At 54.5% G+C, this 15,400-nt stretch carries 9 protein-coding genes, 1 tRNA gene, 3 rRNA genes and 1 other annotated feature; of the genes, 4 read left to right on the plus strand and 9 right to left on the minus strand.

What is annotated here, in order from left to right:
* Positions 1-3: 3 nt before the first annotated feature.
* The 8 genes from BHE81_RS12825 to rluD form a co-directional block, all read right to left on the minus strand.
* On the minus strand, positions 4-1,302 hold the full coding sequence (locus BHE81_RS12825) for an MFS transporter (protein WP_004144368.1): 1,299 nt from the start codon (positions 1,300-1,302) through the stop codon (positions 4-6).
* A gap of 443 nt (positions 1,303-1,745) precedes the next feature.
* A 5S ribosomal RNA gene (gene rrf, locus BHE81_RS12830) occupies positions 1,746-1,861 on the minus strand.
* A 96-nt stretch (positions 1,862-1,957) separates the two neighbouring features.
* Positions 1,958-4,859 (minus strand): 23S ribosomal RNA (locus tag BHE81_RS12835).
* Positions 4,860-5,049: 190 nt separating this feature from the next.
* Positions 5,050-5,125 (minus strand) — tRNA-Glu (locus BHE81_RS12840).
* A gap of 85 nt (positions 5,126-5,210) precedes the next feature.
* Positions 5,211-6,750 (minus strand): 16S ribosomal RNA (locus BHE81_RS12845).
* The 16S, 23S and 5S rRNA genes sit together here with 1 tRNA gene alongside, the layout of an rRNA operon.
* 468 nt (positions 6,751-7,218) lie before the next feature.
* A complete protein-coding gene (clpB, locus tag BHE81_RS12850) occupies positions 7,219-9,792 on the minus strand; it encodes an ATP-dependent chaperone ClpB (protein WP_004150973.1) in 2,574 nt (857 codons plus the stop codon).
* Positions 9,793-9,921: 129 nt separating this feature from the next.
* Positions 9,922-10,653, minus strand: a complete 732-nt coding sequence (gene yfiH, locus BHE81_RS12855) for a purine nucleoside phosphorylase YfiH (protein WP_023301575.1) — start codon at positions 10,651-10,653, stop codon at positions 9,922-9,924.
* Entirely contained in the window at positions 10,650-11,630 is a 981-nt protein-coding gene (gene rluD / locus BHE81_RS12860; protein WP_002914110.1) for a 23S rRNA pseudouridine(1911/1915/1917) synthase RluD, read from the minus strand. Before rluD ends, yfiH begins: the two co-directional genes overlap by 4 nt.
* Positions 11,631-11,761: 131 nt before the next feature.
* Here rluD and bamD point away from each other — a divergent pair, with 131 nt between their 5' ends.
* The 4 genes from bamD (at position 11,762) to pheA (ending at position 14,520) form a co-directional block, all read left to right on the plus strand.
* Positions 11,762-12,499 carry an outer membrane protein assembly factor BamD gene (gene bamD / locus BHE81_RS12865; protein WP_004145664.1) on the plus strand — a complete coding sequence of 246 codons (738 nt, stop codon included), beginning with the start codon at positions 11,762-11,764 and terminating at the stop codon, positions 12,497-12,499.
* A 270-nt stretch (positions 12,500-12,769) separates the two neighbouring features.
* Complete coding sequence (gene raiA, locus BHE81_RS12870; RefSeq protein ID WP_002914111.1) at positions 12,770-13,105, plus strand: ribosome-associated translation inhibitor RaiA; 336 nt, start codon at positions 12,770-12,772, stop codon at positions 13,103-13,105.
* A gap of 105 nt (positions 13,106-13,210) precedes the next feature.
* Positions 13,211-13,335 (plus strand) — a sequence feature (Phe leader region).
* Complete coding sequence (pheL, locus tag BHE81_RS12875) at positions 13,212-13,259, plus strand: pheA operon leader peptide PheL (RefSeq protein WP_100250063.1); 48 nt, start codon at positions 13,212-13,214, stop codon at positions 13,257-13,259. Its footprint overlaps the feature before it by 48 nt.
* A 24-nt stretch (positions 13,336-13,359) precedes the next feature.
* On the plus strand, positions 13,360-14,520 hold the full coding sequence (gene pheA / locus BHE81_RS12880) for a bifunctional chorismate mutase/prephenate dehydratase (RefSeq protein ID WP_004150975.1): 1,161 nt from the start codon (positions 13,360-13,362) through the stop codon (positions 14,518-14,520).
* Here pheA and BHE81_RS12885 read toward each other — a convergent pair.
* Positions 14,517-15,389, minus strand: coding sequence for an SMP-30/gluconolactonase/LRE family protein (locus tag BHE81_RS12885; RefSeq protein ID WP_023342647.1), 873 nt, complete (start codon positions 15,387-15,389; stop codon positions 14,517-14,519). The two genes, pheA and BHE81_RS12885, sit on opposite strands and share 4 nt — an antisense overlap.
* Positions 15,390-15,400 lie beyond the last annotated feature (11 nt).

Genomic DNA, 15,400 nt, shown 5'->3' on the forward strand with positions numbered 1-15,400 from the left:
GCGTTACAGACGCAACCCCTTCCCTTTGCGATGCAACATCAGGGAGACAAGGAAGGCAATGGCGGCCATCACCGTCACATACCAGTAGAACGCGTGCTCTATCCCTGCCGACTTAAGCGACAGCGCGACGTACTCCGCAGAGCCGCCGAACAATGCGTTCGCGACGGCATAGGACAACCCGACCCCAAGCGCGCGAACCTGAGCCGGGAACATCTCTGCTTTCAGGATGCCGCTGATCGAGGTATAGAAACTGACAATCAGTAAGGCGCAGATCACCAGGCCGAAGGCGGCATAGGGTGAGCTCACTTTTTGCAAGGCGCTGAGAATAGGCACGGTAAATAACGTCGCCAGCACGCCAAAGCACAGCATGGAGGTCCGGCGGCCAACTTTATCCGAGAAGGCGCCGAATAGCGGCTGAACCAGCATATAAACGAACAGCGCCGCGGTCATGATCACGCTGGCGGTGCTGGCCGTCATGCCCGCCGTGTTGACCAGATACTTTTGCATATAGGTGGTGAAGGTGTAGAAGGTCAGCGATCCGGCGGCGGTAAAGCCTAACACCATCGCAAAGGCCCGGCGATTGCGCCACAACCCTTTAAATGAGCCAGCCTCTTTCAGCGCCCGGGTCTCCTGCTTCGAGGTTTCGTCCAGCTGGCGACGCAGCCACAGCGCGACGATAGCCAGTACCGCCCCGAGGGCAAAAGGAATACGCCATCCCCAGGCATGGAGATCTTCATCGCTAAGCACCTGCTGGAGCGCCACAACCACTAATACAGCCAGCAGTTGACCACCAATCAGCGTAACGTACTGGAAGGAGGCATAGAAGCCTTTCTTACCCTCCACCGCGACTTCACTCATATAGGTCGCACTGGTGCCGTATTCTCCGCCAACAGACAGCCCCTGGAACAGACGCGCCAGCAGCAGCAGCGCCGGGGCCCAGGTGCCGATCACCGCATAACCCGGCAGACAGGCAATCACCAGTGAGCCAAAGCACATCATGCAGACCGAGATAAGCATGGACGTTTTACGTCCCCGGCGGTCAGCGATCCGACCAAACAGCCATCCACCGATAGGACGCATCAGAAATCCGGCGGCAAATACGCCTGCCGTTTGCAGCAGTTGGGTGGTGGTATTTCCGGATGGAAAGAAGATGTGCGCGAAATAGAGCGAGCAGAATGAGTAAACGTAAAAATCAAACCATTCAACCAGATTCCCCGAGGAAGCGCCAACAATTGCCCAAATACGACGACGGGTATCGGCCAGTTCCGGCGCGCCCCGTTCGGTAATGCTACTTTCTGTCATTGTTATATTGCTCCAGCAAAGACTGCAATCTGTCTTGTCGGGCGTACCACGTCACGCAGACAAATTAATTAGTAAACTAAATGTTATATAATTGTTATATTTTTATATGTGATTGGATTCACATTTTTTTTCGCAAGCACGGTTTTCGCGATCATCGCCAGCGCAGGGGCAGGGAAAAAGTGGATTATGGCGAAGGGATTGCCATGACGGGGTTTTATTTTGCGTTGAAAGGAGATAATGGAGCGAACATGGCGTAATTTTCGCCGGAGGCGGTGCTGCGCACTTTGTCCGGGGTACGCTTTTGTAGCCCCGGTAAGCGCAGCGCCACCGGGGGGAGATATACCCCACACAGCAAAAAACCCCGCGCCTTTCGGGACGGGGTTCTTTTTAAACGCAAAAACAAAAAGCCCGGTCTTTCGACCGGGCTTTCTGCTTTATTTGATGCCTGGCAGTTCCCTACTCTCACATGGGGAGACCCCACACTACCATCGGCGCTACGGCGTTTCACTTCTGAGTTCGGCATGGGGTCAGGTGGGACCACCGCGCTAGTGCCGCCAGGCAAATTCTGTTTTATCAACACGTCTCACCAACGTATCGATTAATCTGTATCAGAGCTGAAAATTCTCTCAATCCGCCAAAACATCTTCGGCGTTGTAAGGTTAAGCCTCACGGTTCATTAGTACCGGTTAGCTCAACGCATCGCTGCGCTTACACACCCGGCCTATCAACGTCGTCGTCTTCAACGTTCCTTCAGGAGACTTAAAGTCTCAGGGAGAACTCATCTCGGGGCAAGTTTCGTGCTTAGATGCTTTCAGCACTTATCTCTTCCGCATTTAGCTACCGGGCAGTGCCATTGGCATGACAACCCGAACACCAGTGATGCGTCCACTCCGGTCCTCTCGTACTAGGAGCAGCCCCCCTCAATTCTCCAGCGCCCACGGCAGATAGGGACCGAACTGTCTCACGACGTTCTAAACCCAGCTCGCGTACCACTTTAAATGGCGAACAGCCATACCCTTGGGACCTACTTCAGCCCCAGGATGTGATGAGCCGACATCGAGGTGCCAAACACCGCCGTCGATATGAACTCTTGGGCGGTATCAGCCTGTTATCCCCGGAGTACCTTTTATCCGTTGAGCGATGGCCCTTCCATTCAGAACCACCGGATCACTATGACCTGCTTTCGCACCTGCTCGCGCCGTCACGCTCGCAGTCAAGCTAGCTTATGCCATTGCACTAACCTCCTGATGTCCGACCAGGATTAGCTAACCTTCGTGCTCCTCCGTTACGCTTTGGGAGGAGACCGCCCCAGTCAAACTACCCACCAGACACTGTCCGCAACCCCGGTAAGGGGCCAACGTTAGAACATCAAACATTAAAGGGTGGTATTTCAAGGTTGGCTCCACGCAGACTGGCGTCCACGCTTCAAAGCCTCCCACCTATCCTACACATCAAGGCTCAATGTTCAGTGTCAAGCTATAGTAAAGGTTCACGGGGTCTTTCCGTCTTGCCGCGGGTACACTGCATCTTCACAGCGAGTTCAATTTCACTGAGTCTCGGGTGGAGACAGCCTGGCCATCATTACGCCATTCGTGCAGGTCGGAACTTACCCGACAAGGAATTTCGCTACCTTAGGACCGTTATAGTTACGGCCGCCGTTTACCGGGGCTTCGATCAAGAGCTTCTCCTTACGGATAACCCCATCAATTAACCTTCCGGCACCGGGCAGGCGTCACACCGTATACGTCCACTTTCGTGTTTGCACAGTGCTGTGTTTTTAATAAACAGTTGCAGCCAGCTGGTATCTTCGACTGGTCTCAGCTCCATCCGCAGGGACTTCACCTACACACCAGCGTGCCTTCTCCCGAAGTTACGGCACCATTTTGCCTAGTTCCTTCACCCGAGTTCTCTCAAGCGCCTTGGTATTCTCTACCTGACCACCTGTGTCGGTTTGGGGTACGATTTGATGTTACCTGATGCTTAGAGGCTTTTCCTGGAAGCAGGGCATTTGTTACTTCAGCACCGTAGTGCCTCGTCATCACACCTCAGCCTTGATTATCCGGATTTGCCTGGACAACCAGCCTACATGCTTAAACCGGGACAACCGTCGCCCGGCTAACATAGCCTTCTCCGTCCCCCCTTCGCAGTAACACCAAGTACAGGAATATTAACCTGTTTCCCATCGACTACGCCTTTCGGCCTCGCCTTAGGGGTCGACTCACCCTGCCCCGATTAACGTTGGACAGGAACCCTTGGTCTTCCGGCGAGCGGGCTTTTCACCCGCTTTATCGTTACTTATGTCAGCATTCGCACTTCTGATACCTCCAGCATGCCTCACAGCACACCTTCGCAGGCTTACAGAACGCTCCCCTACCCAACAACACATAGTGTCGCTGCCGCAGCTTCGGTGCATGGTTTAGCCCCGTTACATCTTCCGCGCAGGCCGACTCGACCAGTGAGCTATTACGCTTTCTTTAAATGATGGCTGCTTCTAAGCCAACATCCTGGCTGTCTGTGCCTTCCCACATCGTTTCCCACTTAACCATGACTTTGGGACCTTAGCTGGCGGTCTGGGTTGTTTCCCTCTTCACGACGGACGTTAGCACCCGCCGTGTGTCTCCCGTGATAACATTCTTCGGTATTCGTAGTTTGCATCGGGTTGGTAAGTCGGGATGACCCCCTAGCCGAAACAGTGCTCTACCCCCGAAGATGAATTCACGAGGCGCTACCTAAATAGCTTTCGGGGAGAACCAGCTATCTCCCGGTTTGATTGGCCTTTCACCCCCAGCCACAAGTCATCCGCTAATTTTTCAACATTAGTCGGTTCGGTCCTCCAGTTAGTGTTACCCAACCTTCAACCTGCCCATGGCTAGATCACCGGGTTTCGGGTCTATACCCTGCAACTTAACGCCCAGTTAAGACTCGGTTTCCCTGCGGCTCCCCTATACGGTTAACCTTGCTACAGAATATAAGTCGCTGACCCATTATACAAAAGGTACGCAGTCACACCCGAAGGTGCTCCCACTGCTTGTACGTACACGGTTTCAGGTTCTTTTTCACTCCCCTCGCCGGGGTTCTTTTCGCCTTTCCCTCACGGTACTGGTTCACTATCGGTCAGTCAGGAGTATTTAGCCTTGGAGGATGGTCCCCCCATATTCAGACAGGATACCACGTGTCCCGCCCTACTCTTCGAGTTCACAACCTGTGCATTTTGGTGTACGGGACTATCACCCTGTACCGTCGGACTTTCCAGACCGTTCCACTAACACACAAGCTGATTCAGACTCTGGGCTGCTCCCCGTTCGCTCGCCGCTACTGGGGGAATCTCGGTTGATTTCTTTTCCTCGGGGTACTTAGATGTTTCAGTTCCCCCGGTTCGCCTCGTTAACCTATGTATTCAGTTAACGATAGTGTGACGAATCACACTGGGTTTCCCCATTCGGACATCGCCGGTTATAACGGTTCATATCACCTTACCGACGCTTTTCGCAGATTAGCACGTCCTTCATCGCCTCTGACTGCCAGGGCATCCACCGTGTACGCTTAGTCGCTTAACCTCACAACCCGAAGATGTTTCGTAAAACATCATCGTGTCGCGAAAATTTGAGAGACTCGAACACACATTAACTGTGTGTCGTTTCAATTTTCAGCTTGATCCAGATTTTTAAAGAGCAAATATCTCAAACATCACCCGAAGATGAGTTTTGAGATAGTTCGGCACGCGTCTTTCACTCACGAACCAGCAAGTGGCGTCCCCTAGGGGATTCGAACCCCTGTTACCGCCGTGAAAGGGCGGTGTCCTGGGCCTCTAGACGAAGGGGACACTGAAGTCTCAATCGCAAGACGCCTTGCTTCTTTACTTTCATCAGACAATCTGTGTGAGCACTACAAAGGCAGGTTCTTTAAGGTAAGGAGGTGATCCAACCGCAGGTTCCCCTACGGTTACCTTGTTACGACTTCACCCCAGTCATGAATCACAAAGTGGTAAGCGCCCTCCCGAAGGTTAAGCTACCTACTTCTTTTGCAACCCACTCCCATGGTGTGACGGGCGGTGTGTACAAGGCCCGGGAACGTATTCACCGTAGCATTCTGATCTACGATTACTAGCGATTCCGACTTCATGGAGTCGAGTTGCAGACTCCAATCCGGACTACGACATACTTTATGAGGTCCGCTTGCTCTCGCGAGGTCGCTTCTCTTTGTATATGCCATTGTAGCACGTGTGTAGCCCTGGTCGTAAGGGCCATGATGACTTGACGTCATCCCCACCTTCCTCCAGTTTATCACTGGCAGTCTCCTTTGAGTTCCCGGCCTAACCGCTGGCAACAAAGGATAAGGGTTGCGCTCGTTGCGGGACTTAACCCAACATTTCACAACACGAGCTGACGACAGCCATGCAGCACCTGTCTCACAGTTCCCGAAGGCACCAATCCATCTCTGGAAAGTTCTGTGGATGTCAAGACCAGGTAAGGTTCTTCGCGTTGCATCGAATTAAACCACATGCTCCACCGCTTGTGCGGGCCCCCGTCAATTCATTTGAGTTTTAACCTTGCGGCCGTACTCCCCAGGCGGTCGATTTAACGCGTTAGCTCCGGAAGCCACGCCTCAAGGGCACAACCTCCAAATCGACATCGTTTACGGCGTGGACTACCAGGGTATCTAATCCTGTTTGCTCCCCACGCTTTCGCACCTGAGCGTCAGTCTTTGTCCAGGGGGCCGCCTTCGCCACCGGTATTCCTCCAGATCTCTACGCATTTCACCGCTACACCTGGAATTCTACCCCCCTCTACAAGACTCTAGCCTGCCAGTTTCGAATGCAGTTCCCAGGTTGAGCCCGGGGATTTCACATCCGACTTGACAGACCGCCTGCGTGCGCTTTACGCCCAGTAATTCCGATTAACGCTTGCACCCTCCGTATTACCGCGGCTGCTGGCACGGAGTTAGCCGGTGCTTCTTCTGCGGGTAACGTCAATCGCCAAGGTTATTAACCTTAACGCCTTCCTCCCCGCTGAAAGTGCTTTACAACCCGAAGGCCTTCTTCACACACGCGGCATGGCTGCATCAGGCTTGCGCCCATTGTGCAATATTCCCCACTGCTGCCTCCCGTAGGAGTCTGGACCGTGTCTCAGTTCCAGTGTGGCTGGTCATCCTCTCAGACCAGCTAGGGATCGTCGCCTAGGTGAGCCATTACCCCACCTACTAGCTAATCCCATCTGGGCACATCTGATGGCATGAGGCCCGAAGGTCCCCCACTTTGGTCTTGCGACGTTATGCGGTATTAGCTACCGTTTCCAGTAGTTATCCCCCTCCATCAGGCAGTTTCCCAGACATTACTCACCCGTCCGCCGCTCGTCACCCGAGAGCAAGCTCTCTGTGCTACCGCTCGACTTGCATGTGTTAGGCCTGCCGCCAGCGTTCAATCTGAGCCATGATCAAACTCTTCAATTTAAGTTTGATGCTCAAAGAATTAAACTTCGTAATGAATTACGTGTTCACTCTTGAGACTTGGTATTCATTTTTCGTCCGAGGACGTTAAGAATCCATGTCACTTTGAGTGCCCACACAGATTGTCTGATAAATTGTTAAAGAGCAGTTGCAACGCGGCTTTCAGCTCACCGTTGCGAGGTCCCGTATAATACGTTTTCCTCATTCAGAGTCAAGCCCTTATTTTGCTTTTCTCTGTCAGTTTTTAGCGCTGAACTTCACCGCTAAAACCCTCCTGGCCCGGCGGCTTGTTTGCCGTTGTTCCGTGTCAGTGGAGGCGCATTATAGGGGGTAATTCTGAAGTGACAAGGATAAATTCAAAAAAAGAATTCAACCGCTCACTTTTCAACCAAATCAGGTATTGAGTTTTAATTCTTGCCTGGTTTTTAAACAAAAACGAGCCCGCTGGGCTCGTTTTTGTCGTTTTGTGATTTACTGCACTGCCACAATGCGGTCGTCTTTTACTACCAGCTCGATGGTTTTACCCGGAACCAGCTCACCGGAAAGGATCTGCTGGGCTAACGGGTTCTCAATCTGCTGCTGAATAGCACGTTTCAATGGCCGCGCGCCGTATACCGGATCGTAACCGTTGGCGCTCAGCAGCTTCAGCGCCTCATCGGACATCTGCACTTCATATCCGCGCTCTTCCAGACGTTTATACAGACGCTGCAGCTGGATCTGGGCAATAGAGGCAATATGTTTCTCGCCCAGCGGATGGAAGACCACCACTTCGTCGATACGGTTGATGAACTCCGGACGGAAGTTCTGGCTGACTACCCCCAGCACCAGGTCCTTCATATGTCCGTAGTCCAGCTCGCCGAACCGTTCCTGAATCAGATCGGAACCGAGGTTCGAGGTCATGATGACTACCGTATTACGGAAGTCGACCGTTCTCCCCTGCCCGTCGGTGAGACGCCCGTCGTCGAGTACCTGCAGCAGAATGTTGAACACATCCGGGTGCGCTTTTTCCACTTCATCCAGCAGGATGACGGAATAAGGACGACGGCGCACCGCCTCGGTCAGGTAACCGCCCTCTTCATAGCCGACGTATCCCGGAGGCGCACCGACCAGACGCGAGACGGAGTGTTTCTCCATAAACTCGGACATATCGATACGCACCATTGCGTCGTCGCTGTCGAACATAAAGTTAGCCAGCGTTTTACACAGCTCGGTTTTACCGACCCCGGTTGGACCGAGGAACAGGAACGAACCAATCGGCCGGTTCGGATCGGACAGCCCGGCGCGGCTGCGGCGAATGGCGTTGGATACCGCTTCAACCGCCTCATCCTGGCCAATCACCCGATGATGCAGCTCCTGCTCCATACGCAGCAGTTTGTCGCGCTCGCTTTCCATCATGCGGGAGACCGGGATACCGGTCCAGCGGGCCAGCACTTCGGCGATTTCAGCATCCGTCACTTTATTACGCAGCAGACGCATGGTTTTCCCTTCGGACTGAGTGGCAGCCGCCAGCTGTTTCTCCAGTTCCGGAATTTTGCCATACTGCAGCTCGGACATCCGCGCCAGATCGCCGACGCGACGCGCCTGTTCGATGGCGATTTTCGCCTGCTCCAGCTCAGCTTTGATGGTCTGGGTGCCGGAGAGCGACGCTTTTTCCGCTTTCCACTCTTCTTCCAGCACCGAGTACTGCCGTTCTTTATCCGCCAGCTCCTCGTTGAGCATATCGAGACGCTTCAGGCTCGCCTCATCAGACTCTTTCTTCAGCGCCTGCTGTTCCAGTTTCAGCTGGATAATACGCCGATCGAGGCGGTCCAGCTCTTCCGGTTTGGAGTCAATCTGCATACGGATGCTGGATGCCGCCTCATCGATGAGGTCGATGGCTTTATCCGGCAGCTGACGGTCGGCAATATAGCGATGCGATAAGGTCGCCGCCGCCACGATAGCCGGGTCAGTGATCTGCACGTGGTGGTGCAGCTCATAACGTTCTTTCAGACCGCGCAGAATCGCGATGGTATCTTCTACCGAAGGCTCGGCAACGAACACTTTCTGGAAGCGACGTTCCAGCGCGGCGTCTTTTTCGATGTACTGACGGTATTCATCAAGCGTCGTCGCCCCGACGCAGTGCAGTTCACCACGCGCCAGCGCCGGCTTCAGCATGTTACCCGCATCCATCGCGCCGTCGGCTTTACCAGCGCCAACCATGGTATGCAGTTCGTCGATAAATAGAATGACGTTGCCTTCCTGTTTGGACAGGTCGGTCAGCACGCCTTTCAGACGCTCTTCAAACTCACCGCGGTATTTCGCCCCGGCCACCAGCGCCCCCATATCCAGCGCCAATACCCGACGGCCTTTCAGCCCTTCTGGTACTTCGCCGTTGACGATACGCTGCGCCAGGCCTTCGACGATTGCCGTTTTACCCACCCCGGGTTCACCGATCAGCACCGGGTTGTTTTTGGTACGACGCTGCAGTACCTGAATGGTACGGCGAATCTCTTCATCACGGCCGATCACCGGATCCAGCTTGCCCTGCTCGGCACGCTCGGTGAGATCGACGGTAAATTTCTTCAATGCCTGACGTTGGTCTTCGGCACCCTGATCGTTCACGCTTTCCCCTCCGCGCATTTGTTCAATCGCCTGAGTCACGTTGGCGGTTGTTGCTCCGGCGGATTTTAAAAGGTCGGTCAGCGTACCGCGTGATTCAAGCGCCGCCAGAACGAACAGTTCCGACGAAATAAAGTTGTCCTTTTTCTTTTGCGCCAGCTTGTCGCAAAGGTTGAGGATCCGCACTAAATCCTGAGAAGGTTGCACATCGCCGCCGGTGCCTTCCACCTGCGGTAAACGGCTCAAGGCCTGTTCGATGTCAGTGCGCAGTTTCCCGGCATTCACGCCCGCCGAGGTTAATAAAGGACGTACCGATCCCCCTTCCTGATTCAGCAAGGCGCTCATTAAATGAAGAGGTTCGATGAATTGGTTGTCGTGCCCGAGTGCGAGCGACTGGGCATCGGCAAGAGCAAGCTGGAATTTATTGGTAAGACGATCCAGACGCATAACTCCTCCCATAAACAGGTCAAATTTGCTACTGGAGATTAAATGAGGTCATCCCTCAATTATTCAAGGTTAAAGACCCGAACTATGTGAAAAATAAGTTTGCCTTCTGGATCGTCTTGATTCTCTAGGTTATATCAGCCAAATGAAACTTGCCATACGACCGGTGGTCTTGTCGCGCCGGTAAGAGAAAAAATCATCCTTTTCGCTTAGCGTGCAGCGATCGCCGCCGAAAATCTGCTCAACGCCGACGTTTGCCAGACGCTGCCGCGCCAGTTGGTAGATATCAGCAAAATATTTTTCGCCTGCCGAACGAAAAGCCCGGTGCGCATTCTCGTCCTTCGCCATAAAGGCATCCCGGACTTCCGGTCCCACCTCAAACGCCTGCGGACCGATGGCGGGCCCAAGCCACGCCATAATATTTTCGGCTTTATCGGCGAAACGAGCAACCGTCGCTTCCAGAACCCCTTCGCATAAGCCGCGCCATCCCGCGTGCGCCGCGGCGACTTCGGTGCCGTCGCGGTTACAGAACAGCACCGGCAGGCAGTCAGCGGTCATCACCGCGCAGACGGTCCCTGGCGTACGACTATAAGAGGCATCCGCGCGTTTCGACGGATAGGGTCCGCCGTCCAGCGTCAGAACCTCGGTGCCATGGACCTGCTCCAGCCAAACCGGGTAAGACGGCAAGCCGCCGGCGGCAAACATCCGCCGCCGGTTTTCTTCGACATGCTGCAGATTGTCGCCGCAATGGGCGCCCAGGTTGAGCGAGTCATAGGGCGGCAGACTCACGCCGCCGATGCGGGTAGAACTACAGGCCGCCACGCTGCCGGGCATTGGCCACTGCGGTACAATCAGTTTCGTCATAACCAGTCAATATCGTCCTTATGGGCTTCAAAATCGGCGCGCATCGCCTCGATGAGCTCGACCATATCCTGCGGGATGGGCGCGTGCCACTCCATTTCAATGCCGGAGATCGGGTGATACAGGCGCAGCATGGTGGCGTGCAGCGCCTGGCGGTCGAATTTACGCAGCGCGGTGATGAACTCCTCCGACGCGCCCTTCGGCGGACGCGGCCGGCCGCCATAGACCTGGTCACCCACCAGCGGATGGGTGATATGCGACATATGCACGCGGATCTGATGTGTACGACCGGTTTCCAGACGCAGACGCAGGCGGGTATGGATGCGGAAATGTTCCATAATGCGGTAGTGGGTCACCGCCGGTTTGCCCATCGGATGCACCGCCATATGGGTACGCTTGGTCGGGTGACGGCTGATCGGCTCTTCCACTGTGCCACCGGCGGTCATATGACCGATCGCCACCGCTTCGTATTCACGGGTGATCTCGCGCAGCTGCAGCGACTCCACCAGCCGGGTTTGCGCCGGAATGGTTTTCGCCACCACCATCAGACCGGTGGTGTCTTTATCCAGACGATGAACAATACCCGCGCGCGGCACATCGGCAATAGGCGGATAGTAGTGCAGCAGCGCATTCAGCACAGTACCGTCAGGGTTGCCCGCGCCAGGATGTACAACCAGATCGCGCGGTTTATTGATCACGATGATGTCATCATCTTCGTAAACGATATTGAGCGGAATATCCTGCGGCTGGAAGCGCGCCTCTTCTTCGATTTCCACATCGATAGCGATGCGTTCTCCCCCCAGCACTTTTTCTTTCGGTTTATCGCCAATGGTGCCATTGACTAATACGCGTTGGTCGAGGATCCATTCTTTTATCCGCGATCGCGAATAATCAGGGAACAATTCGGCCAAAGCCTGATCTAAGCGTTGACCGAGTTGATTTTCGGTCACCGTTGCGGTGAGTTGTACTCGTTGTGCCATATACAGCTTCTTCGTTTAACGTTGGGTTTTACGGCTTTGCCGTTTAATATAGTGTGCTATTGTAGCTGGTCTTAATCGGGAGCAGGAACAGAGATTCTCCCGCATAAACATTTTGAGGAAGTCAAAACGTCATGACGCGCATGAAATACCTGGTGGCAGCCGCCACACTGAGCCTGGCTTTGGTGGGTTGCTCCGGCTCTAAGGAAGAGGTGCCTGATAATCCGCCGAATGAAATCTACGCGACCGCCCAGCAAAAACTGCAGGACGGTAACTGGAAACAGGCGATAACGCAACTGGAAGCGTTGGATAATCGTTATCCATTCGGCCCTTATTCCCAACAGGTACAGCTGGATCTGATTTATGCGTATTATAAAAACGCCGATCTTCCTCTGGCTCAGGCGGCTATCGATCGCTTCATGCGTTTGAACCCCACCCATCCGAACATCGACTATGTCATCTATATGCGCGGCCTGACCAACATGGCCCTGGATGACAGCGCGCTGCAGGGCTTCTTCGGCGTTGATCGCTCCGACCGCGATCCGCAGCACGCGCGCGATGCCTTCAATGACTTCTCCAAACTGGTGCGTGGTTATCCGAACAGCCAGTACGCCACTGACGCCTATAAACGCATGGTGTTCCTGAAAGATCGTCTGGCCAAATATGAGCTGTCGGTCGTGGATTACTACACCGATCGTGGCGCATGGGTTGCCGTGGTTAACCGTGTGGAAGGGATGATGCGTAATTATCCGGATACCCAGGCCACCCGCGATGCCCTGCCGAAGATGGAAAACGCCTATCGTCAGATGCAAATGAACGCTCAGGCGGACAAAGTCGCGAAGATTATCGCCGCGAACAGCAAGAACACCTGAGCCTGACTCATCGATCGCAAACGGCAGCCACTGGCTGCTGTTTTTTTATACGTTTCCCGACGAGCTGAAGCGGTTTAGCGCCGGGTTAACTCATCAAATATGGCCTGCTTTATCGGGTTCGACAAGTAAAATCTCACTTCTTCCTGCCCTGTCTCACAAAATGAATTTGTTGACAAAAAGTGACAATAAAATGTGATTTAGATCACACATTTTGACATTGGGAAAGGTATGCTGGATTCACCAAGACGGGAAAGACAAGAGGTAAAATTTATGACAATGAACATTACCAGTAAACAAATGGAAATTACTCCGGCAATCCGCCAGCATGTCGCAGACCGTCTCGCCAAACTGGATAAGTGGCAAACTCATTTAATCAACCCGCACATCATTCTGTCTAAGGAGCCGCAGGGTTTTATCGCTGATGCAACCATCAACACGCCAAACGGCCATCTGGTTGCCAGTGCGCGTCATGAAGATATGTACGCCGCCATTAACGAATTGATCAACAAGCTGGAACGGCAGCTCAATAAAGTGCAACACAAAGGGGAAGCCCGCCGCGCCGCGACGTCGGTGAAAGAGGCAGGCTTTGTGGAAGAAGAAGAGTAATCCTTAACTTAAGTTGTGTCATGCCACGCGCCTTCGGGCGCGTTTTTTATTGACAGAGTGAAAACAGTACAGGTACTGTAATCCCCACTACCTAAAGGAATTTACCATGAAACTTGTCCCGTTCTTCTTCGCATTCTTTTTTACCTTCCCCTGACCGGGAGGCAATTCGTCGTATAAGAAAGAATGCGAAGACGAACAATAAGGCCTCCCACCCGGGAGGCCTTTTTTATTTGATAACAACAAAGGCAACATCTATGACCGAGGAAAACCCATTACTGGCGCTGCGCGATAAGATAAGCGCCCTGGACGAGAAGCTGCTTGCTCTGCTGGCGGAGCGCCGCGGACTGGCTGTTGAGGTTGGAAAAGCCAAACTGGCCTCCCATCGTCCGGTGCGTGATATTGACCGCGAACGCGATCTGCTGGAGCGCCTGATGACTATCGGCAAGCGCCATAATCTGGATGCGCACTATATCACCCGCCTGTTCCAGCTGATTATCGAAGACTCTGTTCTTACCCAGCAAACCCTGCTGCAGCAGCATCTGAATAAAATTAACCCGCATTCGGCCCGCGTGGCGTTCCTCGGTCCCAAGGGCTCTTACTCGCATCTGGCGGCGCGTCAGTACGCCGCTCGCCACTTTGAGCAGTTTATTGAGAGCGGCTGCGCGAAGTTCGCCGATATTTTTAATCAGGTAGAAACCGGCCAGGCCGATTACGCGGTGGTGCCGATTGAAAACACCAGCTCCGGCGGGATCAACGACGTCTACGATCTGCTGCAGCACACCAGCCTGTCGATCGTTGGCGAGCTGACGATCCCTATCGATCATTGCGTACTGGTGAGCACCTCGACGGATGCCGATAAAATTCAGACCGTTTACAGCCATCCGCAGCCGTTCCAGCAGTGCAGCCAGTACCTGAGCCGCTACCCGCACTGGAAGATTGAGTATACCGAGAGCACCTCGGCGGCAATGGAAAAAGTGGCGCAGGCGAACTCCCCGGCCGTCGCGGCCCTGGGTAGCGAAGCGGGCGGCGCTCTGTATGGTCTGCAGGTGCTGGAGCACTGCCAGGCCAACCAGACGCAGAACATCACGCGCTTCCTCGTCCTGGCGCGCAAAGCGGTGAACGTCTCCGATCAGGTGCCGGCCAAGACCACGCTGTTAATGGCGACCGGTCAGCAGGCGGGCGCCCTGGTGGAAGCCCTGCTGGTGTTGCGCAACCACAATCTGATCATGACCAAACTGGAATCCCGCCCGATCCACGGCAATCCCTGGGAAGAGATGTTTTATCTCGATATTCAGGCCAACCTGGATTCGCTGCCCATGCGCAAGGCGCTGAAGGAGCTGGCGGATATCACCCGCTCCATGAAGGTCCTCGGCTGCTACCCTAGCGAAAACGTGGTCCCGGTGGATCCGGTTTAACATTCGCGGAACGGTAATTTCTTCATCCCTGCCACCGCTACCGGCAGGGTGAAGATGGCGCCTGACAGCGGATACTGCGCCAGCTCGTCGTCCTCCATGTTTTCCCGGGTGGTGGTGATATAGAGCGTTTTCATATCCGCCCCGCCGAAGCAGACCATCGTCGGGCAACGAACCGGCATCGGGTAGGAGTCCAGCTCCTCGCCCTGCGGCGAGAAACGGGCGATCCGCCAGCCGTCAAACATTGCGCTCCAGTAACATCCCTCCACGTCGATCGCCGCCCCGTCAGGGATCCCTTCGCCAGGCTGAAAACGGCGAAAGACTTCGCGTCGGCCAGGCTCACCCTGCTCATCCAGCGGCGTACGGTAGATCACGGCGTTCGGCGTATCAGAGGTATACATCCAGCGCCGGTCGGCGCTAAAGGCCAGGCCATTGGCGCCATGGATGTCACACTGGATCACTTTCGGCTGCAGGTCGTTATCCACTCGCATCAGCAGCGCGCCGTTGTAATCCCCTGGCCCCCAGAAGGTACCGGCATAAAAGCGCCCATCGCGATCGGTCCCGCCGTCGTTAAACCGCGCCAGCTCCGGGTTGCTCGGGTTATCGCAGACTTTCCGCCGCAGCAGGCCGTGGGCGTCGGTCAGCCAGATGCCGCTGCGCAATGCCACGATAAACCCGCCCTTCTCGCGCAGGGCAAAACAGCCGACCTCCTCCGGAAACTGCAGCACCTGGTGTTCTCCGCTGCGGATATCGTAGCGGTGAATTTCACATTCCATGATATCAGCCCAGTAGAGGGCCTGTTCTGCCTCGCTCCAGGTCGGGCATTCCGGCAGGTATCCGGTGTAGTCAAACAGCGGTTGTGGTTCAGCCATCGTTGTCATCC

Origin of the sequence: Klebsiella sp. AqSCr, assembly GCF_008452795.1 — a bacterium.
GTDB classification, from domain to species: domain Bacteria; phylum Pseudomonadota; class Gammaproteobacteria; order Enterobacterales; family Enterobacteriaceae; genus Klebsiella; species Klebsiella pneumoniae.

Excerpts from the sequence above, each read along its gene's own strand:
- BHE81_RS12825 (WP_004144368.1), bottom strand. The coding sequence starts at position 1,302 with ATGACAGAAAGTAGCATTACCGAACGGGGCGCGCCGGAACTGGCCGAT.
- clpB (WP_004150973.1), bottom strand. The coding sequence starts at position 9,792 with ATGCGTCTGGATCGTCTTACCAATAAATTCCAGCTTGCTCTTGCCGAT.
- yfiH (WP_023301575.1), bottom strand. The coding sequence starts at position 10,653 with ATGACGAAACTGATTGTACCGCAGTGGCCAATGCCCGGCAGCGTGGCG.
- rluD (WP_002914110.1), bottom strand. The coding sequence starts at position 11,630 with ATGGCACAACGAGTACAACTCACCGCAACGGTGACCGAAAATCAACTC.
- bamD (WP_004145664.1), top strand. The coding sequence starts at position 11,762 with ATGACGCGCATGAAATACCTGGTGGCAGCCGCCACACTGAGCCTGGCT.
- raiA (WP_002914111.1), top strand. The coding sequence starts at position 12,770 with ATGACAATGAACATTACCAGTAAACAAATGGAAATTACTCCGGCAATC.
- pheA (WP_004150975.1), top strand. The coding sequence starts at position 13,360 with ATGACCGAGGAAAACCCATTACTGGCGCTGCGCGATAAGATAAGCGCC.
- BHE81_RS12885 (WP_023342647.1), bottom strand. The coding sequence starts at position 15,389 with ATGGCTGAACCACAACCGCTGTTTGACTACACCGGATACCTGCCGGAA.